Annotated in this window: 20 protein-coding genes; 12 read left to right on the top strand and 8 right to left on the bottom strand. The window is 64.0% G+C overall.

The features are described 5' to 3' along the window. Positions 1-98 precede the first annotated feature (98 nt). The 3 genes from ACNHGR_RS12545 to ACNHGR_RS12535 all read right to left on the bottom strand — a co-directional run bounded on the left by ACNHGR_RS12545 (position 99) and on the right by ACNHGR_RS12535 (position 2,609). On the bottom strand, positions 99-569 hold the full coding sequence (locus ACNHGR_RS12545) for an RcnB family protein (protein ID WP_184267727.1): 471 nt from the start codon (positions 567-569) through the stop codon (positions 99-101). 156 nt (positions 570-725) lie between these two features. Continuing rightward, on the bottom strand, positions 726-1,400 hold the full coding sequence (locus ACNHGR_RS12540) for a prolyl hydroxylase family protein (protein WP_184267725.1): 675 nt from the start codon (positions 1,398-1,400) through the stop codon (positions 726-728). Positions 1,401-1,610: 210 nt separating this feature from the next. After that, complete coding sequence (locus ACNHGR_RS12535; protein WP_475286486.1) at positions 1,611-2,609, bottom strand: RcnB family protein; 999 nt, start codon at positions 2,607-2,609, stop codon at positions 1,611-1,613. 275 nt (positions 2,610-2,884) lie between these two features. On the opposite strand from ACNHGR_RS12535, the gene ACNHGR_RS12530 reads away from it, so the two are divergent. From ACNHGR_RS12530 to ACNHGR_RS12520, 3 genes are all read left to right on the top strand, one after another. Next, complete coding sequence (locus ACNHGR_RS12530) at positions 2,885-3,418, top strand: biliverdin-producing heme oxygenase (protein WP_475286484.1); 534 nt, start codon at positions 2,885-2,887, stop codon at positions 3,416-3,418. Continuing rightward, on the top strand, positions 3,411-5,978 hold the full coding sequence (locus tag ACNHGR_RS12525) for an HWE histidine kinase domain-containing protein (protein ID WP_475286482.1): 2,568 nt from the start codon (positions 3,411-3,413) through the stop codon (positions 5,976-5,978). The genes ACNHGR_RS12530 and ACNHGR_RS12525 overlap by 8 nt, the downstream gene beginning before the upstream one ends. Positions 5,979-6,254: 276 nt before the next feature. Beyond that, positions 6,255-7,064, top strand: a complete 810-nt coding sequence (locus ACNHGR_RS12520) for a DODA-type extradiol aromatic ring-opening family dioxygenase (RefSeq protein ID WP_184267721.1) — start codon at positions 6,255-6,257, stop codon at positions 7,062-7,064. Between the two features lie 93 nt (positions 7,065-7,157). Here the strand turns inward: ACNHGR_RS12520 and ACNHGR_RS12515 are convergent, their stop codons facing one another. Genes ACNHGR_RS12515 through ACNHGR_RS12500 form a run of 4 tightly spaced genes read right to left on the bottom strand, consistent with a single transcriptional unit; the run spans position 7,158 to position 9,634 of the window. Beyond that, positions 7,158-7,730: a (2Fe-2S)-binding protein gene (locus ACNHGR_RS12515; RefSeq protein ID WP_475286480.1), complete on the bottom strand. Its 573-nt coding sequence runs from the start codon at positions 7,728-7,730 to the stop codon at positions 7,158-7,160. Then, the gene (locus ACNHGR_RS12510) at positions 7,727-8,206 is read right to left on the bottom strand and encodes a DUF2721 domain-containing protein (RefSeq protein WP_475288412.1); all 480 of its coding nucleotides are present in this window, start codon (positions 8,204-8,206) and stop codon (positions 7,727-7,729) included. The genes ACNHGR_RS12515 and ACNHGR_RS12510 overlap by 4 nt, the downstream gene beginning before the upstream one ends. A gap of 2 nt (positions 8,207-8,208) precedes the next feature. Further along, positions 8,209-8,364, bottom strand: coding sequence for a hypothetical protein (locus ACNHGR_RS12505; RefSeq protein WP_475286478.1), 156 nt, complete (start codon positions 8,362-8,364; stop codon positions 8,209-8,211). 58 nt (positions 8,365-8,422) lie between these two features. Continuing rightward, positions 8,423-9,634 (bottom strand): LL-diaminopimelate aminotransferase, encoded by a 1,212-nt coding sequence (locus tag ACNHGR_RS12500; protein ID WP_184267717.1) that lies wholly within the window; start codon positions 9,632-9,634, stop codon positions 8,423-8,425. Positions 9,635-9,777: 143 nt separating this feature from the next. Between ACNHGR_RS12500 and ACNHGR_RS12495 the strand changes: the two genes are divergently transcribed. The 8 genes from ACNHGR_RS12495 (at position 9,778) to ACNHGR_RS12460 (ending at position 19,162) form a co-directional block, all read left to right on the top strand. Further along, positions 9,778-11,517, top strand: coding sequence for a PHA/PHB synthase family protein (locus ACNHGR_RS12495; protein WP_475286477.1), 1,740 nt, complete (start codon positions 9,778-9,780; stop codon positions 11,515-11,517). Between the two features lie 151 nt (positions 11,518-11,668). Continuing rightward, a complete protein-coding gene (locus ACNHGR_RS12490) occupies positions 11,669-12,478 on the top strand; it encodes a phasin family protein (protein WP_475286475.1) in 810 nt (269 codons plus the stop codon). 160 nt (positions 12,479-12,638) lie between these two features. After that, the gene (gene clpS, locus ACNHGR_RS12485; protein ID WP_475286474.1) at positions 12,639-13,016 is read left to right on the top strand and encodes an ATP-dependent Clp protease adapter ClpS; all 378 of its coding nucleotides are present in this window, start codon (positions 12,639-12,641) and stop codon (positions 13,014-13,016) included. Between the two features lie 134 nt (positions 13,017-13,150). Further along, complete coding sequence (locus ACNHGR_RS12480) at positions 13,151-13,762, top strand: hypothetical protein (protein ID WP_475286472.1); 612 nt, start codon at positions 13,151-13,153, stop codon at positions 13,760-13,762. 123 nt (positions 13,763-13,885) lie between these two features. Continuing rightward, on the top strand, positions 13,886-15,385 hold the full coding sequence (locus ACNHGR_RS12475; protein ID WP_475288411.1) for a glycerol-3-phosphate dehydrogenase: 1,500 nt from the start codon (positions 13,886-13,888) through the stop codon (positions 15,383-15,385). Continuing rightward, entirely contained in the window at positions 15,382-16,845 is a 1,464-nt protein-coding gene (locus ACNHGR_RS12470; protein WP_475286470.1) for an FGGY family carbohydrate kinase, read from the top strand. Before ACNHGR_RS12475 ends, ACNHGR_RS12470 begins: the two co-directional genes overlap by 4 nt. Before the next feature lie 69 nt (positions 16,846-16,914). Further along, positions 16,915-18,696: a sensor domain-containing diguanylate cyclase gene (locus ACNHGR_RS12465; protein WP_475286468.1), complete on the top strand. Its 1,782-nt coding sequence runs from the start codon at positions 16,915-16,917 to the stop codon at positions 18,694-18,696. Positions 18,697-18,784: 88 nt separating this feature from the next. After that, positions 18,785-19,162 carry a MerC domain-containing protein gene (locus tag ACNHGR_RS12460; protein WP_184267703.1) on the top strand — a complete coding sequence of 126 codons (378 nt, stop codon included), beginning with the start codon at positions 18,785-18,787 and terminating at the stop codon, positions 19,160-19,162. A 96-nt stretch (positions 19,163-19,258) separates the two neighbouring features. On the opposite strand, the gene glpX is transcribed toward ACNHGR_RS12460, so the two are convergent. Continuing rightward, positions 19,259-20,245, bottom strand: a complete 987-nt coding sequence (glpX, locus tag ACNHGR_RS12455; RefSeq protein ID WP_184267701.1) for a class II fructose-bisphosphatase — start codon at positions 20,243-20,245, stop codon at positions 19,259-19,261. Between the two features lie 143 nt (positions 20,246-20,388). Between glpX and ACNHGR_RS12450 the strand changes: the two genes are divergently transcribed. After that, complete coding sequence (locus ACNHGR_RS12450; RefSeq protein ID WP_475286466.1) at positions 20,389-20,820, top strand: hypothetical protein; 432 nt, start codon at positions 20,389-20,391, stop codon at positions 20,818-20,820. Positions 20,821-20,822: the final 2 nt, after the last annotated feature.

Here is a 20,822-nt window from a genome sequence, read left to right as displayed (position 1 = left end):
CGCCCGGAAACGGGCGGCGCGGCCAAGCTGGGGGGACATGCAATAACGGCCCCGGATTTCGCCATCCGGGGCCGTTTTGCTGCTGTGATACCGGCGCCTTACCAGAAGAAGGCGCGATGCGCGGTAATCACGCGGCCGGTGCGTACATTGACCAGCAGCACGTCATTATAGTGGCGGACCCAGCGCTGGTTGTAGCCCGGGCGGGGCAGGCGATAGCGATAGGGGTCGGCGATATAATAGCGCGAATTATAGTAAGCCGGGCGAAGCTGCGCACCGGCATTCCACTGGCCGTAGCGGAAGGGCGCGCGCCAGTTGCCGCCGCGATAGACGTCCCTGTGGCTGCGGCGATAGTCACGCCAATCCTCGCGCGCTTCCTGACGGGCGTCGCGGACGTCGCGGCGCGCTTCGCGTACATCGCGGCGGTCGCCATAGCGCTGCGCCTGGCGCAGGTCGCGCTTCTCTTCGCGCAGATGCTGTTCGCTGCGGCGCGCTTCGCCATAGGACTGGGCCGATGCAACCCCGGGGACGACGGTGGCGGCCAACAGGCCCAGGATGATGAACTTACGCATATCTTGTCTCCCATATTCCGTGGCGGTTGAACCTGTCCGTCAGGATCGGGTTCCGTCGCCTACATTCAGGGATATGGGCCTCGCCAACTGAACGTGCCGGGAATGGGTCAGTCAGATTCCAGTCATTTATGTCGCAAAGTGTAACCGGTCGCCCGTTCAACCCCATGGCCGTTCGCGAAACCATTTGGTGACGACATATTTCGTGCCGCTTTCCACCGGCCGCGCCGCGTGCAGGCTCTTGCGGTTGGGGGCGCCGTCGCGATCCATATTGTTCCAGATCAGGATCATGCCTTCGACCGGCGGCACCATGAATTCGCATTGCGGAAAATGCGTCTCACCCCCCGCCTCGACCGGCGACAGATAGATCATCGCGGTCCATGTTCGCTGCCCGCCGCTGGTCCGCATCTGCGGCCAGTAGCTCGCCGTGACCGGGAAATAGTCGCAATGGACCTTATATTCCTGCCCCGGCGCATAGCGTTGTCCCTGCAATGTCTCGCCATGACGGGCTGGCAGGCCGGTCATCGCGCAGATGCGATCGCTGACCGCCATCACCAGCTCCTGCCAGGGGTTGAGGTTGCAGCTATGGCTGGTGCGATAATCGGCATTCGCGCTGCCGGAAAACAGGGTCGACGGCTTGGCGTCGGCGTCGATCAGCGCGCGCAGCCCGGCGCATTCCTCCGCGCTCAGGAAATGCTGGCGGCCGTAAATTTCCAGATCAGGCGCCGCGATCTTCTGCACCATCGGGTTGCGGTCCAGTCGCTTGCGCACATCTTCGCCGATCCCGGCGCGCAGCGGCGACGCGATGCCGCCATCATCTTGTCCTTCGCTCATGCCGGCGTCCTGCCACAGACAGGACCGGCATGAAAAGACCCCGGCATGTTTCCATGCCGGGGCCAGTCGTTCCTGAAGGCCAGTCCAGGAAGGGGGAGTCTTTTGGGTGCGCTCACGCGCACGGCGCATCACCGGCCCGCGCCCCCACCCGACCACCCACAGGCTACTATCGTTGGGTGGTCGGGTGGGGGAGCGGGCCGGTACCGCTCATCACCAGAAGAAATTATTGATGACGTCGACCACATAGCCGTCGCGGATATCGACCAGCAGCGCATCGTCATAATAGCGAATCCAGCGCAGCGAGCCGTAGGCCGGCGGCAGGCGGTAGCTATAGGGATCGTCGAGCCAGTAGCTGTTCGAATAAAGCAGGCTGTTCAGGAAGATCCCGACCGAAAAGCTGCGATAGCCATAAGTCCAGCCGCGCGGGGCATAATAGCGGCCCATGCGATAGCGGTCGCCATAGCGGTTGCGGTAGCTGTACCAGTCATAGCGCCGATCCTGGCGCCAGCCATTGTCCCAGCGTCGCTGATTCGCCCAGCGGGTGCGATCATCGAACCGGCGGCCATTATTCCAATCGCTGTTGTTCCAGCGGTTGCCGGTCCAGCCGCGATTGTCGGTCCACCGCCGATCGTCTCGACGATCGGCGCGCCAATCCTGTCGATCGTCTCGACGATCGGCGCGCCAGTCCTGTCGATCGTCCCGACGATTGTTACGCCAATCCTGCCGATCGTCGCGGCGGTCATTGCGCCAATCCTGCCGGTCATCCCGGCGATCGTTACGCCAGTCGCGCCGATCATCCTGGCGCCCATCCCGCTGCTGCTGTTGCCGCTGGTCGCGCCAGTTCTGCATCTGCTGCTGCCGGTCGCGCACCACTGTGTTCAGGTCGCGATTGGACGGCTGGTTGCGATCACCGCGCGACTCCGGCCGCACTTCCGGGCGCGGCGGCGCCATAGGCGTAGCCGGACGTTCGGCCGGGCGCTGTTGCCAGCGCTGCGTCGGCGCATCGCTGCGCGGCTGCTGCTGGTTCATGCGCTGGCCGCGCATCTCGCCATCGCCGCGTGACTGGGCGGGGCGGCCATCCGCCCGCTCGCCACCGCGCCAGCCACCGCGTTCACCGCGCTGCTCCATGTTGCTCTGGGCATAGGCCGGCGCAATGCCGCTCAGCAGCGTCGCACCCATCAGCCCCGCCAGCATCATCTTCCTCAACATCGTCGTGACTTTCCTGGATCGGGGGCACTACGCCCCCTCATGATTCCCTCTCTACGACAGGCGCGATGTCATGAGGCTGAACTTGCCAGACAGCATTCAGAAAGAATCGGGCAGAAAGAATCGGGGCAAAAGAAATGGCGACAGACGATAGACATTGATCGCCGAAACGCCCACTGTCCGCGCGTACATATCGCATTGTCGATAAACCATGGTCGCGCGAGAAAAAGCTGATCCAGATCAGTGCAGGGCCGTGTAACTGCCTTTAGGATCAATGCGTGAAGAAATCGACCGATGCTGGCCAGACTCGCCAGGCCCTGCGCGAAGCGACGATGGGAAGCCATCGCCGGGTGGATGCCATCTACGGCGATTTCGCGCTCGATTCGCCGATCGACTATCGCGCTTTCCTGACCGCCCATGCCCGTGCACTGGCGGGCCTCGAAGCAGCGGCCCGCCCTGATGCGCCCCGCCTGCCGCTCCTGGAACAGGATCTGGCCGCGCTCGATCTGCCCATGCCGCCGGCTTTGCCGCTGGAGGCGAATGCGGCCAATGGCTTTCATTGGGGCCTGCGCTATGCGTTGGAAGGATCGCGGCTGGGCGGCGCCATGCTCTCGCGGCAAGTCGGTGCCGGCCTGCCCAAGGCCTATCTCTCGGCGGCCCATGGCAAGGGTGAATGGATAGCCTTCCAGCGCGCGCTCGACAGCGCTGCTGCGGAAGGCGGCGAAGGCTGGCTGGACGACGCCGTGCAGGGCGCGCAGGCCGCCTTCGCCCTGTTCGCTGATGCGGGGCAACAGGCGTCGGCGCATGGCTGATTTGAAAGATCCGGCCCCGACCTTCGCGGTCGACCTTACCAATTGCGATCGCGAACCGATTCATGTGCTGGGCACGGTACAGCCCTTCGGCTTTCTCATTGCGCTGACCGCCGACTGGCTGGTGTCGCGCGTCTCGGCCAACAGCGCGCAATTTATCGGCCTGACGCCCGAAGATATGCTGGGCAAGCCGATCGCCACCCTGTTCGATGGGGAGGCGATCCACACGCTGCGCAACCGCATCACCCTGTTGCGCGGACCCGATTCGGTCGAGCGCATCTTTTCCGTCGCGCTGATGCCGGGTGGGCCGTCCTTCGACGTCGCGGTCCATTTTTCCGGCCCGCTGGTGGTGATCGAGGCGGAGCCCGCCAGCCATGACGAGATGGAGGCGAGCAGCACCGTCCGATCGATGGTCGCGCGCCTCGCTCAGACCGACAGCATGACCGCCTTCCTGCGTGACGGCGCGCGGCAGGTGCGGGCGCTGACCGGTTTCGACCGCGTCATGGTCTATCGCTTCGCCGACGGAGGCGATGGCGAAGTGGTCGCGGAAGCCCTGAAGCCTGGCATCGACAGCTTCTTTGGCCTCCATTATCCCGCGTCCGACATTCCGGCCCAGGCCCGCGCCCTCTATCTGCGCAACATCTTCCGCGTGATCGCGGATGTAAAGGCGCCGCCGGTGCCGGTCGTCCCGGCGCTGGACCCGACCGGAGTGGCGCTCGACATGTCGCTCTGCATCACGCGCGCAGTGTCGCCGATCCACATCGAATATCTCGGTAATATGGGCGTGGGCGCCTCGCTCTCCATCTCGATCATTGTCGAGGGGAAATTATGGGGCCTGTTCGCCTGCCACCATTATGCGCCGCGCCTGCCCACCTTTGCACAGCGCAGCGCGGCCGAACTGTTCGGCCAGATTTTCTCGATGATGCTCGAAAGCCGTGAGCGCGGCGAAACCGCCGCTTATGAAGGCAAGGCGCGGCAGGTGGCCGACCGGCTTCTTTCCGCGGTGGCGCAGGATCATGACCTGCTGACCAATGCGCGCTGGCTGGGCGACATCATCTTCGACACCATCCCCGCCGATGGCGTCGGCGTCTACATCGATGGGCAGATGACCTTTTCGGGCCTTGTCCCGGACGCCCCAGCCTTTTCGGCGATCGTGTCGATGCTGAACCGGGTCGCCGCCAGTCAGGTCTACACAACGGACAATCTGGCGGGGGTGATGCCCGAAGCCGCCGCCTATGCCGACCGCGTCTCGGGCCTGCTGGCAATCCCGCTCTCGCGCCGCCCGCGCGACTATGTCGTGTTGTTCCGGGCCGAGCAGTTGCGCTCGGTGCGCTGGGCGGGCAATCCGGAAAAGGAAATCGAATATGGGCCGAACGGCCCGCGCCTGACTCCGCGCAAGAGTTTCGAATCCTGGTCGGAATTGGTGAAGGGCGTTGCCCTGCCTTTCACCGCCGCCGAATTGCGCGTGGCCGAAGCGCTGCGCACCGCCTTGCTGGAAGTCATCCTGCGCATGTCTGATTCCGCCGATGCGGAACGGCAACGGGCGCATGAGAAGCAGGAATTGCTGATCGCGGAACTCAACCACCGCGTCCGCAACATCCTCTCGCTGATTCGCGGCCTCCTGTCGCAGACGCGCGACAGCGCCCGTTCCGTGGATGAATTTATCGGTACGCTCGAAAGCCGCGTGCACGCGCTGGCCCGCGCCCATGACCAGATTACCGCCGATCGCTGGAGCCCGGCCCGCCTCTATGACCTGATCGAGGTCGAATCGGGCTCTTATCTCGGCGAACGCAGCGATCGCGTGCGCCTGTCCGGCCCCAATGTCCTGCTGACACCCGGTTGCTTCACGGTGCTGGCGCTGGTCATTCATGAAATGCTGACCAACGCCGCCAAATATGGCGCGCTGTCGGATGGCGGCACGGTGGCGATCGACTGGCGGGTGGATGAAGATGGCAGCCTGCTGCTCGACTGGACCGAAAGCGGCGGCCCGCCGGTCGTCGCGCCGACGCGGCGCGGCTTCGGCTCGACCGTGATCGAACGGTCGATCCCCTATGATCTGGGCGGTCATGCCGACATCAGCTATCGTCTTGCCGGGATAGAGGCGCATTTCTGCATTCCCTCCGCCCATATCGTCTCGGTCCTGCCGGACGCCGCCGGAGCGGAGCGCGGTAAGCCCGCCGCGCCGGTCGTCCCCGGCCTGCTCAAGGGACGCAATGTCCTGCTGGTCGAGGATAATATGATTATTGCCATGGATGGCGAGGATGCGTTGCGTGATCTGGGTGCAGAGGTGATGACCGCCGCCAGCGTCGGTCGCGCCTGCGAGGCGCTGGCGATCCAGTCGGTCGACCTGGCCGTGCTGGACTTCAACCTCGGTCCCGAAACCAGCCTGCCGGTTGCCGACCTGCTGGCCGAACGCGGCATCCCCTTCCTCTTCGCCACGGGCTATGGCGATGGTCTGGAACTGCCGGCCCGGTTCGAGGATGTGACGCTGGTGAAGAAGCCCTATAGCGGCGCCACCCTGGCCCAGGCCCTCGCACCGGTGATCGAGGCTGCACAGCCCTGATCTGCCCGTTGCGCGCGTAACCGGGAAGCGGACAGGGCTGTTTGAGGGGAAACGGACAGTTTCCACCTCGCCGATTGCAGGATCGCCTGCCTGCGCCGATCTATCCTGCATGCCTGCTATCCTGTCCTACATCATGGCATATTGCTATGATGTCGGTCCGGGATGACAGGCAGTGCAGGCCGCTTTCCGATAGGATCGCAGCCACGTAACAAAATGTCGAAACATGCGGGAAATGTGCGAAGTTAAGCCCGCGCCATCCTATTGCCGGACCTCAGCATGACCCAGCCTACCCTTTTCATTCCGCATGGCGGCGGCCCCTGCTTCTTCATGGACCCGTCCGACCCGGATCACCCGCACAGCGACCCGATGTGGCAGCCGATGCAGGATTATCTGGCGGGGCTGATCGCCGATCTGCCCGAACGGCCCCGCGCCATCCTGCTGATATCTGGTCATTGGGAAGAAGCCGCCTTTACCGTCCATAGCGGCGAACGGCCCTCGCTGCTCTTTGACTATTACGGCTTTCCGCCCCACACCTATCAATTGCATTGGGATGCGCCGGGCGCGCCAGATCTCGCCCGCCGCGCCGCCGGCCTGCTGGCAGGCGCGGGCTTCGCCACGGCGGAGGAAGCGGCGCGCGGCTGGGATCATGGCGTCTTCATCCCCATGAAGGTCGCGCTGCCCGATGCCGACATTCCCGTCGTCCAGTTGTCGTTGCGGCACGATCTGGACCCGGCGGCGCATATCGCGGCCGGCCGGGCGCTCGCGCCGCTGCGGGATGAAGGCGTGCTGATCGTCGGCTCCGGCATGAGCTTCCATAATCTGCGGATACGCGGGCCGCAGGCGATCGGACCCTCGACTGCCTGGGATTATGCACTGACCGCGGCCGTGACCGATCCCGATCCGCAGGCCCGCGCCGCCCGCGTTGCCGCCTGGGAACAATTGCCGCAGGCCCGCTTCGCCCATCCCCGCGAAGAACATCTGCTGCCGCTGATGGTCGCGCTCGGCGCGGGCGGCGACGATGGCGCGACCTGCACCCATCGCAGTTCGGTGCTGGGCTGGTCCGTCTCGGGCTATCGCTTCGGCTGACGCGCCATTATCCCGACAGCCGTTCGGGCTGCGCTGGTCGAAGCCCCGCACTTTCTGGCAGATGTCCTTCAACGGGCTCAGGGCGAACGGTGTCTATTTCGGGGGTGGTGTTTTGCCGGGACGCCCCAGTGCCGGCACGGTCCGCGCGGCCTCTTCCGGCGTGATGCCCGGCGGCGGCGCGGCGGCGATCTGGCCTTCACTGCCCTCATCCTCACCGCGCATGATCCGCCCGGCCCGCTTGATCGCCCCGCGCAGCCGGGGATAGATGCCGCAACGGCAGATATTGGTGATCGCGCCGTCAATCTCTTCGTCGCTCGGATCGTTGGTCCGGCGCAACAGCACCGACGCCGCCATGATGACGCCGGGGATGCAATAGCCGCATTGCGACACATTGTCGGCGGCGAAGGCCTGTTGCAGCGGATGGCCGCGATCGGGCGACAGCGCCTCGATCGTGGTGACGAAGCGGCCTTCGGTATGGCCGATCGTCACCTGACAGGATCGCACCGCCTCGCCATCGATATCCACGGTACAGGCGCCGCAATCGCCGGTGCCGCAGCCATATTTGGTGCCGGTCAGGTTCGACGCATCGCGCAAGGCCCACAGCAAAGGCGTGTCCGGGTCCATCCGATACTGGATCGGTCGGTCGTTGACGGTGAAGCGGGTCATGCCGACTCTTCTTCCTCGGCCTTGTGGAACAGCACTTCGTTGCGGATATGGATGATCCGCGACGCCAGCCTGATTTCCTGGATGAAGGTGGCGAAGGCGGCGGCCTGCAATATCATCGCCAGGCTGAAAAGGATGGCGACCGGCGTGCCCAGATGGGCGTTGAACAGGTTGCCGGCGAACAGCAGGATGACGACCAGACAGACGGCGCAGGCGGACGCGACCGAAAAGAAGATGGCGCTGTTCACCACGCTCATCCGCCGGTCGAGCACGCGGATTTCCCCGACCATCCGGTCATGTTCCTTGCCGCGCGTCGACAGCACCCATTTTTCCACATCGCGCGCCCGGTCGATGATTCGCGACAGACGGCTGACGCAAACATTCAGGAACGCGCCGATACCCGCCAGCAGGAACACCGGGGCAAGCGCCAACTGGATCGTCTGCGCGACCTGGCTAACCTGGGGAAGGGCGGGGATCATGGTCATTTCTTCTTCCCTACCAACCAGCGGATAAGGAAGAAAGTGGCGATGCCGGAAAGAGGCATCGTCAATAACAGCCCCGGCACCCATGGCTCTTTAGCAGCGCATGCAGTGTCCGGTGGACAGTCGCCAATAGCGAAGGCCACGAACACCAGCATCTGAAAAGCCATGACGGGGAGCGCGGCCAAACAGCCGCAGCGCCCATCGCCCTGTACGTCAGGCAGCGCCCTTGGTCGATGGCGTGTTGACGCCCATGGACTTGAGATACTGCTTGATGTTGCGGGCGGCCTGCCGCAACCGCTGCTCATTCTCGACCATGGCGATGCGGACGAAGCCTTCGCCATCCTCGCCATAGCCCACCCCCGGCGCGACCGCGACCTTGGCATGGGTCAGCAGCTGTTTCGAGAACTCCAGCGACCCCATATCCTTCAATGCAGGCGGCAGCGGCGCCCAGCAGAACATGGAGGCGCGAGCCGGCGGAATGTCCCAGCCGGCGCGGCCGAAGCTCTCAACCAGCACGTCGCGGCGCTTGTGATAGAGTTCGCGGTTCTTTTCCACGATATCCTGCGGCCCGTTGAGCGCCGCGCAGGCCGCCGCCTGAATCGGTGTGAAGGCGCCATAGTCCAGATAGGATTTCACCCGCGTCATCGCCGCGATCAGCTTCTGGTTGCCCACGGCAAAACCCATGCGCCAGCCGGCCATGGAGTAGGTCTTGGACAGCGACGTGAATTCGATCGCCACATCCTTGGCGCCCGGCACCTGAAGGATGGAGGGCGTCGGATTGCCGTCATAATAAAGCTCGGAATAGGCAAGGTCGGACAAGATCCACACCTTGTTCTCCTTGGCCCACGCGACCAGCCGTTCATAGAAGGCGAGGTCCACCGTCTCGGCCGTCGGGTTGGACGGATAATTGACCACCAGGATCGACGGGCGCGGCACGGTGAAGGCCATGGCGCGGTCGAGCGACCGGAAATAATTCTCGTCCGGCGTCGTCGGCACGGAGCGGATAGTTGCCCCGGCGATGATGAAGCCGAACGTATGGATCGGATAGCTGGGATTGGGGGCCAGCACCACGTCGCCCGGTTCGGTGATCGCGGTGGCAAGGCTGGCAAGTCCTTCCTTCGACCCCATGGTCACCACGACTTCCTTGTCGGGGTCGACCTCCACGCCGAAACGGCGGGCATAATAGTTCGCCTGCGCCTTGCGAAGGCCCGGAATGCCGCGCGACTGCGAATAGCCATGCGCGCTTGGTTTCTGCGCGACTTCGATCAGTTTCGCGATGACATGGTCGGGCGGCGGCAGGTCAGGATTGCCCATGCCCAGGTCGATAATGTCCTCGCCCGCGGCCCGCGCGGCGGCCCGCATGCCGTTCACTTCGGCGATGACATAGGGCGGCAGACGCTTCATGCGGTAAAATTCTTCGGACATTATAGGGGCTTTCCTGAAAGCTCTCTGTAGGGAATAGTGCGCGACGCGCCTCTGGCATGTCACAATCTGGCTATAACCCGCTCGATTGCGACACGCCAGTGAAAGCGGCGCAGGATGACGATGCCAGGAGGAGCAAGGTGGCCATGGATAAAGCCGATGTCATGGAGCCCCATCTGCCGACCCTGGAACAGATGCAGCAATGGACCCAGGTCATCGGCCGCGCCCAGCAATTGATGCTGGAGCAGGCGGCGGGTGCCACTGGCCGCGTCTTGCCCTTCGACCCGGAAACTGTGTCGCGCATCCAGACCAGCTTCGCCGACGAAGGGCTGGCGCTGTGGCAGCGTTTCCTGGATTCGGGCGGCCTGCTGCGCGACCAGCCCGATCCTGCACCGGCTGGCAGCCCGGCGGCGGCGCGCGATCGGCGCTTTGCCGACCCGGCCTGGACCGATCATCCCTTCTATGACCTGATCCGGCAAAGCTACCTGCTCGTGTCGGATTATCTGACGCGCCTGACAGATGCGGTCGACGGTGTCGATCCCAAGGCCAAGGCCAAGCTGCGCTTCGCCACCAGCGGCATGCTCGACGCGTTGTCGCCCTCCAATTTTCCACTGACCAACCCCATCGTCATGCAAAAGACGATCGAGAGCGGCGGCGAAAATCTGGTCAAGGGCCTGAAGCATATGCTGGCCGACCTTGAGAAGGGCCAGCTGACCCATACCGACGGCACCCATTTCGAACTGGGTCGCAACATCGCCGCGACGCCGGGAAAGGTCATCCACGAAACCCCGCTCTATCAGCTGATCCATTATGCGCCCACGACGGAGACGGTGCTGGAAACGCCGCTCATCATCTTCCCCCCCTGGATCAATCGCTTCTACATTCTCGACCTGTCGCCGGAAAAGAGCTTCGTCAAATGGGCGGTGGATCAGGGGATCAGCGTCTTCCTGGTGTCGTGGAAGTCGGCCGACGCTTCCATGAAAGAGCTGGAGTGGGATGATTATATCCTGCGCGGCCAGATCGATGCGATCGACACGGTGCGCGATTTACTGAAGGTCGAGAGCGTCCATACTATCGGCTATTGCGTGGCGGGTACCACGCTGGCCGCCACGCTGGCGCTGCTCGCGGCCCGGGGGCAGGGGAGCAAGGTCGCCAGCGCCACCTTCTTCACCGCGCAGGTGGATTTCAGCGCGGCCGGTGACCTCACCCTGTTCGTCGATGACGAGCAGATGAAGTTGGTGGACCAGCTGTCGTCCAACGGCTTCCTCGACGGGCGCTACATGGCCGCGACCTTCAACCTGCTGCGCGGGCGCGACCTGATCTGGAACTATGTCGTCAACAATTATCTGTTGGGCATGGATTACCCGCCCTTCGACCTGCTCTACTGGAATGGCGACACGACCAACCTGCCGGCGCGCTGGCACAAGGGGTATCTGACCCAGCTTTATCGCGACAATCTTCTGGTCGTGCCGGGCGCACTCAGTGTGGATGGCACGCCGATCGACCTGACCAAGGTGATGACCCCTGCTTATGTCCAGGCCGGACGGGAGGATCATATCGCGCCGCTGGAAAGCGTGTGGAAGCTGACCGAGAATCTGTCCGGGCCGATCCGCTTCCTGCTGGCCGGGTCGGGCCATATCGCAGGCGTGGTCAATCCGCCAGCGGCCAACAAATATCAATATTGGACGGCGGAGGCGTCACAGGCGACGCTGGATGATTTTCTCGCCGCGGCAACCGAAACCAAAGGCAGCTGGTGGCCGGACTGGCGTGGCTGGATCGGCCAGCATGATTCGCAGGAGGTGCCGGCAAAGGGCGCGCGGCAACCCGGCAAGGGGCGGTTGAAGGCGATCGAGGATGCGCCTGGCCGTTACGTAAAGGCGCGATAGACGGTTCCAGAAGCGCGTAAATTCGCGCTTTTCGACCGACTGTGCGGAAAAGCGGGCGAGCCGCCCATGTCAATTTTGTTGCACTGCACAATAACTATTGCGGATGCAGTGCAAAAGGCTTATTGTGCAGTGCAACAAACGGAGGATGGTCATGGCTGTTTCACCGAAGACCCCGAAAGTCAGCCCGCGTGGCAACGCCGGTTCGACGACCCTGTCGGCGACCGAGGCGCTCAAGGCGGCTGAATCGGCGATTGGAAGCGCGCCGGTGAAGAAGCCCGCGCCCCGGAAGCCGGCTTCGATTTCGGCTGCGGTGAAGCCGATCGACACAAATCCGCAAAAGGAACCGACGCCGACGCCAACTCCCGCGCCGACGCCAACCCCCACACCGGCGCCCACGCCGACGCCGACCCCTTCGTCGGCACTCGAAACCACAGAGAGCCTGACCGAAAAGGCCGAAACCATCGCGACCCAGCCGCTGCCCGCAGAAGGAACCAAGAGCATGACCGACGTCATCGAAACCGGAAAGAAGTTTGCCGAAGAAACCAAGGCCAAGTTCGAAACCGCCTATGCCGATTTCAACGAGAAGGCGAAGGCCGGCGTTGAAAAGTCGACCAAGGCGATCGAAGAACTGAGCGACATCGCCAAGGGCAATGTCGAAGCGATGGTCGAATCGGGGAAGATCGCTGCCAAGGGCATCGAAACGCTCGGCCAGGAAGCTGTCGACTACAGCAAGAAGAGCTTCGAAAAGGCGACCGCCTCGTTCAAGAGCTTCTCGACCGTCAAGACGCCTACCGAATTCTTCCAGCTCCAGAGCCAGCTCCTGTCGAGCAGCTTCGACGAGTTCACCAAGGAAGCCGCCAAGAACAGCGAAGCGATGATGAAGCTGGCCGGCGACGTGGCCCAGCCGCTGACCGCGCGCGTCACGCTGGTGACCGACAAGGTGAAGGCGCTGGCCGCCTGATCGGCTGCCCGCTTATTGTCATAGCCTGAAAGGGGCGTCGCTTTCCCATGAGGGAGGGCGGCGCCCCTTTCGCGTTAACGTTGAATTATTGGCACGGCTTGCCCGATCGACCGTCCCGCCCCTTGCCATGGGGCGGCAAATCGCCATATCCTTGAGCATCATGAACAGCTTCACCCCATCCCATGCAGGCCTCGTCACCATGGCCGGCCAGGATCCGGACGATCAGGGCGAAGGCCCCGGCGGCCCCAGCGTCGGTATCGCCACCCGCACCCGTACCCGCACCAAAAAGCCTTCGCTTTACAAGGTGCTGATGCTCAATGACGACTATACCCCGATGGAGTTTGTCGTGCATGTGCTGCAAAGCTTCTTCCGCATGGACATGGAGGAAGCGACCCGGGTGATGCTGCATGTGCATCAGCGCGGCGTCGGCATATGCGGCATTTTCAGCTATGAAGTGGCCGAGACAAAGGTCAATCAGGTGATGGATTTTGCCCGGCAGAATCAGCACCCGCTGCAATGCACGCTGGAAAAGGCCTGACCGCGATCGTGCGTTAACCATCGTTTGATGATTGTAGCGCTTATATTTCAGTAAATTACGTCCTTGAAATACAAGGTTTTTTTAGACCTTGCCGGCATGATGGTCCTCGCTGAAATGAAGTGGGGACTTCAATCATGACCAGTATCAATAGTTATAGCATGAACATGCCACCATCGCCTCGCGCGATGATGGATCGTAAGATCGGCGCCGCCGTGGAGGCGGGATCGCTGTCGGAGGTCGATGGCGACGCTCTGGAAACCGCGCTGGATTCGATCGACAGCGCGCTCTCTTCGTCCGCCAGCGAAAGCACGTCGCGGCTCGATCCGTCCGAGATGAAGGACCGGATCGATTCGCTGATCGACGATCAGGTGTCGGCGGGTACGCTGACCGAAGATCAGGCCGCAGCCTTGCAGAGCTTTTTTGCGCAGGGGCCGGGCGGATCGACCGCCACGGCCGATGCCAGCAGCGACGAACAGGGTTTCAGCATCGACGGCATGGGCGGGGTCGGTGGTCCCGGCGCCATGCGTGGTCCGCCGCCCGGCCCGCCGCCATCGGCATCGAGCGAGGATAGCGAAGACAGCAGCACGACCAGCAGCACCGACGCGACCAGTGCGACGGAGCAGTTGGACTCGATCATCGCCTTCCTTGAAAATCTGCGAACCAGCCTGTCGCAATCGCTCTATGGCAGCGCCGCCAGCAGCACTGACAGCAGCAATAGCGGGCTGGTGATCGACAGCCTGGCCTGATCCTCTTCGTCCGGGGACTGACGAAGGCCCGGCGGTGGCATGCCAAGGCATGTCGCCGCCGGGTTTTGCATTTGCCGGTTCCCTCAGCCGCCAGCGCGCCCTACATCATGGGGCGTGAGCGATATGCCAGCAGCCGATATCTACGACCTGGCCGTCATCGGCGGCGGGATAAACGGCTGCGGCATTGCCCGCGATGCGGCGGGGCGCGGCGCGCGCGTACTGCTGCTGGAGCAGGGTGATCTCGCCAGTGGCACATCCTCCGCCTCGACCAAGCTGATCCATGGCGGCCTGCGCTATCTGGAACATCATGCCTTCGCGCTGGTGCGCGAATCGCTGATCGAGCGGGAACGGCTCTGGGGAATCGCTCCGCACATCATCCATCCGATGCGGTTCGTCCTGCCATGGACCAAGGGCTTGCGACCGCGCTGGATGCTGCGGCTCGGCCTGTTTCTTTACGATCATATCGGCGGCCGTCGCGCTTTGCCCGCGACCGAGGCGATCGACCTGCACCGCCATGTCGCGGGAGCCGCGCTCAAGGACGGTTTTGGTCCTGCCTATTGCTATTCCGACGGCTGGGTCGATGACGCCCGGCTGGTCCTGCTCAATGCCCGCGATGCCGCTGACCGGGGAGCGGACATCCGAACCCGCACCACCGTGGCCCGGCTGGACCGGGCCGGCGCATATTGGCGCATCGTGACGCGGACGGAAAAAGGGGGAGAGGCATCCTTCTTCGCCCGCGCCGCCGTGAACGCCACCGGTCCTGCCGTGCTCGACCTGCTCGATCGCGCGCATCGGCCGACCGATCGGCATATGCGGCTGGTGCGCGGATCGCACATCGTCGTGCCGCGTCTGTTCGATCATGACCATGCCTATTTCTTCCAGTTACCCGATGGCCGGATATTCTTCGCCATTCCCTATGAGCGCGATTTCACCCTGATCGGAACGACCGACCAGGATCATCAGGGCGGGCTGGATCATGTCGTCCCCAGCGCGGAAGAGGTCGCCTATCTGTGTGAGGCGGCCAACCGCTATTTCGCGCGCCCGATCGCGCCGGCCGATGTGCTGTGGTCCTATGCCGGCGTGCGCCCATTGGTCGATGACGGTTCGGGCCGGCCGGAGGCGGCAACGCGCGGCTACAGGTTGGACCTGGACGAAGCGCCAGGGCAGGCGCCGCTGCTCAGCGTCTTCGGCGGCAAGATCACCACCTATCGCCATCTCGCGGCGGAAGCCGTGGAGAAGCTCAAACCCCATTTGCCTGCTTTGCAGGGCGATGACTGGACCGCCGACGCACCCTTGCCCGGTGGCGATTTTCCCATGACCGGTCTGGCCACGCTCACCGCCGATCTGGCGCGCGACTATCCTTTCCTGGCGTCGGCCACGGTCGATCGGATCGCGCGCGCCTATGGCACGCAGGCACGGGTCTGGCTGGGCGATGCCACTGACCCCTCGCAGCTCGGGCTGGATTTCGGCCATGGGCTGAGCGAGGCGGAGGTCCGCCACATGATGACTCGCGAATGGGCGCAAACCGCTGAGGACATAGTCTGGCGGCGCAGCAAGCTCGGCCTGCGACTGGACCGCGTGCAGGCGGAGCGGCTGGCACAATGGGTGAAGGAGAGGGCATGAGCGAGCGTCATCTGCTGGTGCTGGATGCCGGGACGACATCGACCCGGGCGATGCTCTTCACCCCCGCTGGCGCGCGCGTCGCGACTGCGCAGGCGGACCTGACCCAATCCTATCCACAGCCCGGCTGGGTCGAACATGATCCGACGGAAATCTGGACTCGCACGCTCGATTGCGCGCGACAGATGGTGGCGCGGGCAGGCGGTGCCGATCGGATCGCCGCGATCGGCATCACCAACCAGCGCGAAACGGTCGTCGCCTGGGACCGGCAGAGCGGCGATCCGCTTGGGTCCGCGATCGTCTGGCAGGACCGGCGCACCGCCGACCACTGTGCCTTGTTGCGCGAAGCGGGGCATGAGGCACTGGTCCAGCAGCGCACCGGGCTGATTCTCGATCCCTATTTCTCGGCGACCAAGATGCGCTGGATGATCGATCACCGCCCGGAGGTGGCGGCGGCCGGCGACCGGCTGGCCTTTGGCACGGTGGAAAGCTGGCTGATATGGAAGCTGACCGGCGGCCTGCACATCAGCGATGCCAGCAATGCCAGCCGCACACAGTTGATGGCGCTGGACGGGGCGGGCTGGGACGATCAGCTATGTGCCCTGTTCGGCGTACCGCTACGTGCCTTGCCGGACATCGTCGACAATGCCGGCGATTTCGGTGCGACCCTGCCGCAACTGCTGGGCGGGCCAATTCGCATCTGCGGCCTGGCCGGCGATCAGCAGGCCGCGACCATCGGTCAGGGCTGTCTGGCGCCGGGTACGGTCAAGGCGACGCTCGGCACCGGTGCCTTCCTATTGGCGTCGCTGGGTAATCAGCTGCCAGCCTCCACACATCGGTTGCTCGGCACCGTCCTTTGCCAGATGGGCGGCCGCCGCCACTATGCGCTGGAAGGGTCCATTTTCGTCGCCGGCAGCCTGATCCAGTGGCTGCGCGACAGTCTGGGCCTGATCGCTGTGGTGGCCGATACGGACGCAATTGCGCGGTCGGTGCCCGACAATGGCGGCGTGACCTTGCTGCCGGCCCTGTCCGGCCTGGGTGCGCCCTATTGGCGGCCCCAGGCGACCGGGATCATCAGTGGCCTTACCCATGGCACCGGCCGCGCGCATATCATTCGCGCAGCGCTCGAATCGATGGCGCATCAGGTGCATGACCTGGCCGCCGCCTTCGCCGCCGATGGCGCGCCCTGGCGCATGCTGCGCATCGATGGCGGCATGAGCGCGAATGACTGGATCGCGCAGGATATGGCGGACATTCTGAACCTGTCCGTTGAACGCCCCGTCGATGTGGAAACGACGGCGCGGGGCGCGGCGATGCTGGCGGGGGTCGGTTGCGGCCTGTTCCCGTCGCTGGAGGCGGCAACGATGATGCTCTCGCCGTCGATTCGGTTCGAGCCGGCCATGGCGACGGAGATACGAGAGATTCGGCTGGCGGCTTGGCGCGCCTTGCTGGCCCGGTCGTAATGGTCCCGTCATCATGCGGCGGGGCTCGTGAGCAAATATTAAGAATGAAGGCGTAGCACCGGCTGCAACATGCCGCGTACCGCCCTTCGTCAGCCTCCCTCCTGGATCGCACCGGTTGCCACCGGTTGCGTCTATTTTGCGGTGGCGTCGCTGGCGCTGGCCATGTCCCGCTTTGAAGGGGGGCTGGCTTTCATCTGGGCAGCCAACGCTTTCCTGATGGCGGAATTGCTGACGTCGCGCACGGCCCATTGGCCACGCGCCATCATCGCTTGCGGCATTGCCAGCGCGGCGGCGACCGCCTGGGTCGGCATGGGGCCGGCCGCTGCGCTGCCCATGGCGGCGATCAATATTCTCGAATCGCTGATCGTGGCGGTGATCTGTCGCTGGTTCGTGGCGGACCGGATGGTGACCGGTGCGATCCGGCCGCTGGTCGTGTTCGTCATCGCCCTTTGCGGCGCCGCCAACATCATCGCCGGCCTGTGCGCGGCCTGGGTCGCATCGACCCTGACGCCCGTCTCCTTCAGCCATTCCTTCCTGCAATGGTATACCGGACATGTGCTGGGCGGACTGATCTGCGCACCGATCCTCATCATGGCGTTCCAGGGCGAATTTCGCCGTTGGCTGGACGAAGCATCGGCACGGTCCAGGGTGGAAGCCGTGCTGCTGCTCGCCCTGTTTGCGCTGACGACCGTCCACGTCTTCCATTGGGCACGCTATCCACTGCTGTTCGCGCCGCTCCTGCCCCTGGTGCTGATCGCCTTTCGCGTCGGCCATATGGGATCGGCGCTGGCGATCATCCTTCTGGCCGCCATTGGCGGGCAGGCGACCATGGCTGGCGTTGGTCCGCTCGCATGGGTGACCGATGGCACGGGTGAGCGCATCCAGTTCTTCCAATTCTATCTCGCGCTCAGCTTCCTGCTGTGCATGCCCGTCGCGGTCGAACTGGCGGCGCGCAAACGGCTGTTCCAGATGCTGCAACAGAGCGAAGCGCGCTATCGGGCCATGGCCGAATATAGCGGGGATGTCGTACTCAATATCGGCGTCGACGGGGTGATCCAATATGCCTCGCCGTCCGCGACCGAACAGATAGGTTGCGCGCCGGAATTGCTGATCGGGCAGGAGGCGGCCAATCTGGTCGATCCGCAGGACCGTGCCCTGGTGATCGCGGCCTATCGTCGCGCGCTGGCGCGGCCCGGTTCGGTCCACAAGGTCGAATTTCGTCCGCTCGTGCTGGCCGAGGGGCTGGAATGGTGCGAGATGGTGAGCCGGGCGATGATCGACGAACGCGGCTTGCCCAGCGGCGTCGTCAGCATGATTCGTGACATGTCCCGGCACAAGGCACGCCAGCGTGCCCTGCAACAGGTCGCCTCGCGCGACTCGCTGACCGGGGCCGACAGCCGCCGCGCCTTTCTCGAAAAGCTGGACCGCGAGATTGCGCGCATCGCCATGGGCGCTCGCTCTTCCTTGCTCCTCATCGACATCGACCATTTCAAGTCGGTCAACGACCGGTTCGGTCATGGCGCCGGGGACCGCGTGCTGACGGCCTTTGTCGAACGGCTGCGTCCGGGCCTGCGGGCGGGCGACAGCATAGGCCGACTGGGCGGCGAGGAATTCGCCATCCTGCTGGAGAATAGCGACATCGACCGGTCGAGCCTGATGTGCGAGAGGTTGCGCGCCCTGCTGGCCGAACCGATCCTGATCGAAGAGTCGGTCGCCATCACCATCACCTTCAGCGCCGGGCTGGTCGAACTGGACGGCAGATCCGATCGTTCGGCCATGCTCGAAGCGGCGGATAAGGCGCTTTATCGCGCCAAGCATAGCGGCCGTAACTGCCTGCGCCTCGCTGCCTGATCCATCCTTGTGTCGCTCGCCGCCCAAGGCGGAAAAATCGCGATGTTATGTTGTAACTTACGATGGGTTAGCCTATGTAGCGGCGACCATGAAGTTGACTCTGCGCCATGCCCTGATGACTGGTCGTGTCGATCGTATCGCGATTGCACTCTCGGGTCTGTGCGTTGCCCATTGTTTCGCGACAGCGGTGATCCTGGGCCTGCTCGCGTCGGCGGGCGGTATCTTCGAAAGTCCGATCTTTCACGAAGCCGGTCTGGTGCTGGCCATCCTGCTCGGGGCGGTGGCGCTTGGCCATGGCGCTCTGGTGCATGGCTATATGATGCCGGCGGCGATCGGATCACTCGGCCTGGGTGTGATGGCGGGCGCACTCACCATGGACCATGGCATGCAGGAAAGTGTCTACACGCTGATCGGCGTCGGCATATTGGCGCTGGGCCACGATCTCAATCATCGCGCCGGTCGCTAGGGCATTTTTGCAGTCATCTGGAAAAGATGGCGGCGCGGAAAATTCGGAAGGCAAAAGCCTTCTGACGAGGGAGCCGGCGGCTCCCCCTTTCCCTTCTCAATTCTGGTTCTTGTGATCGAAACGGTGTTCGCCCTTTACCCAGCGCACCGTGCCGGTGCTGGCGCGCATCACCACGCTTTCGGTGGTCAGCTTCCCACCAGGCAGGCGCTTCACGCCATCGAGCAGTGATCCGTCAGTCACACCGGTTGCGGCGAAGATGCAGTCGCCTTTCGCCAGTTCGTTCAGGTCGTAAATCTTGTCGAGGTCGGTGATGCCCCATTTGCGGGCGCGAGCCTTTTCATCCTCGTTGCGGAACAGCAGCTTGCCCTTGAACTGGCCGCCGACGCAGCGCAGCGCGGCGCAGGCCAGCACGCCCTCCGGCGCGCCACCCGATCCCATATAGATGTCGATGGTGGTTTCCGGATCGGTCGTGGCGATCACCCCGGCGACATCGCCATCCGGGATCAGCATGATGCCGCAGCCGATGGCGCGCAATTCGCCGATCAGCCGCTCATGGCGTGGCCGGTCGAGCACGCAGACAATGATCTCGTGCGGGTCGACCCCCTTGGCCTTTGCGACGGACTCGACATTCTCCCGCACCGATTTCTTCAGGTCGATCGTGCCTTCAGGATAGCCGGGGCCGATCGCCAGCTTGTCCATATAGACATCGGGTGCGTTGAGCAGGCCGCCTTCCTCGGAAATGGCCAGTACCGCCAGCGCGTTCGGGCCGGCCTTGGCAGTGATGGTGGTGCCTTCCAGTGGATCGAGGGCGATGTCGATTCTGGGACCGGTGCCGATCGCATTGCCGACCTTTTCACCGATATAGAGCATCGGTGCCTCGTCCCGTTCGCCTTCGCCGATCACGACAGTGCCGTCCATGTAAAGATCGTTAAAGGCCAGGCGCATCGCCTCCACGGCGGCGGCATCGGCTGCCTTCTCGTCACCCCGGCCGATCAGCTTCGACGCGGCGATCGCGGCCGCTTCGGTGACGCGGACCATTTCGAGCACCAGGACGCGATCGAGTATCGAGCTTCCCTGAACCATAGTCTTCCTCTGCCTTGTCTTATGGGAGGAGGCGATAGGAGTTTGCCCCCTGCTTGTCGAGCGAGGAAGCCCTTGCGCCTGATCCATTTCGCACCGGGTCCGGGCCATGATGCGGCCATGATTGGCTGCTTTTCTCCTTTGCGATGAAGCGCATCTTCCTTCTTGTCGCGTTGATGACGGCATCGCCGCTGGTTGCGCAGGAAGCGGACGGGGACCGGCTGATGGCGGCGTATCGAGAGAAGACGCAGGTGGTTCGTCCCTGCGATCGCAGCGGCGACGCGATCGTGGTGTGTGGCACGCGGGCGGAGCGCAATGAGAAGGAGCGCCTGCCGCTGCCGCGCGCGCGCGACGAAGGAGCAGGAGCGCCCCGTGGCGAAGCGCCCCGAGCCTCGGCTGCTGCGCCCAGGCAGGGGAGTTGCGGGGTAGTCGGCGGGCAGGGAACGGGCTGCACCGGCGGCCTGCCGGTTTTGCAGGCCGTGGGCGCGCTGGCGAAAATTGTGACGGCGATTGCCGATCCAGACGCCGACTTGTCGCCACCGCCGCCCGAACGCCTCAAGGGCGCCGGGCAGCATTAGGC

The sequence above is a fragment of the Sphingobium sp. RS1 genome, assembly GCF_056156825.1.
The sequence above is the reverse complement of the archived record's forward strand: the minus strand, read 5'-3'. Positions and strand labels throughout refer to the sequence as shown.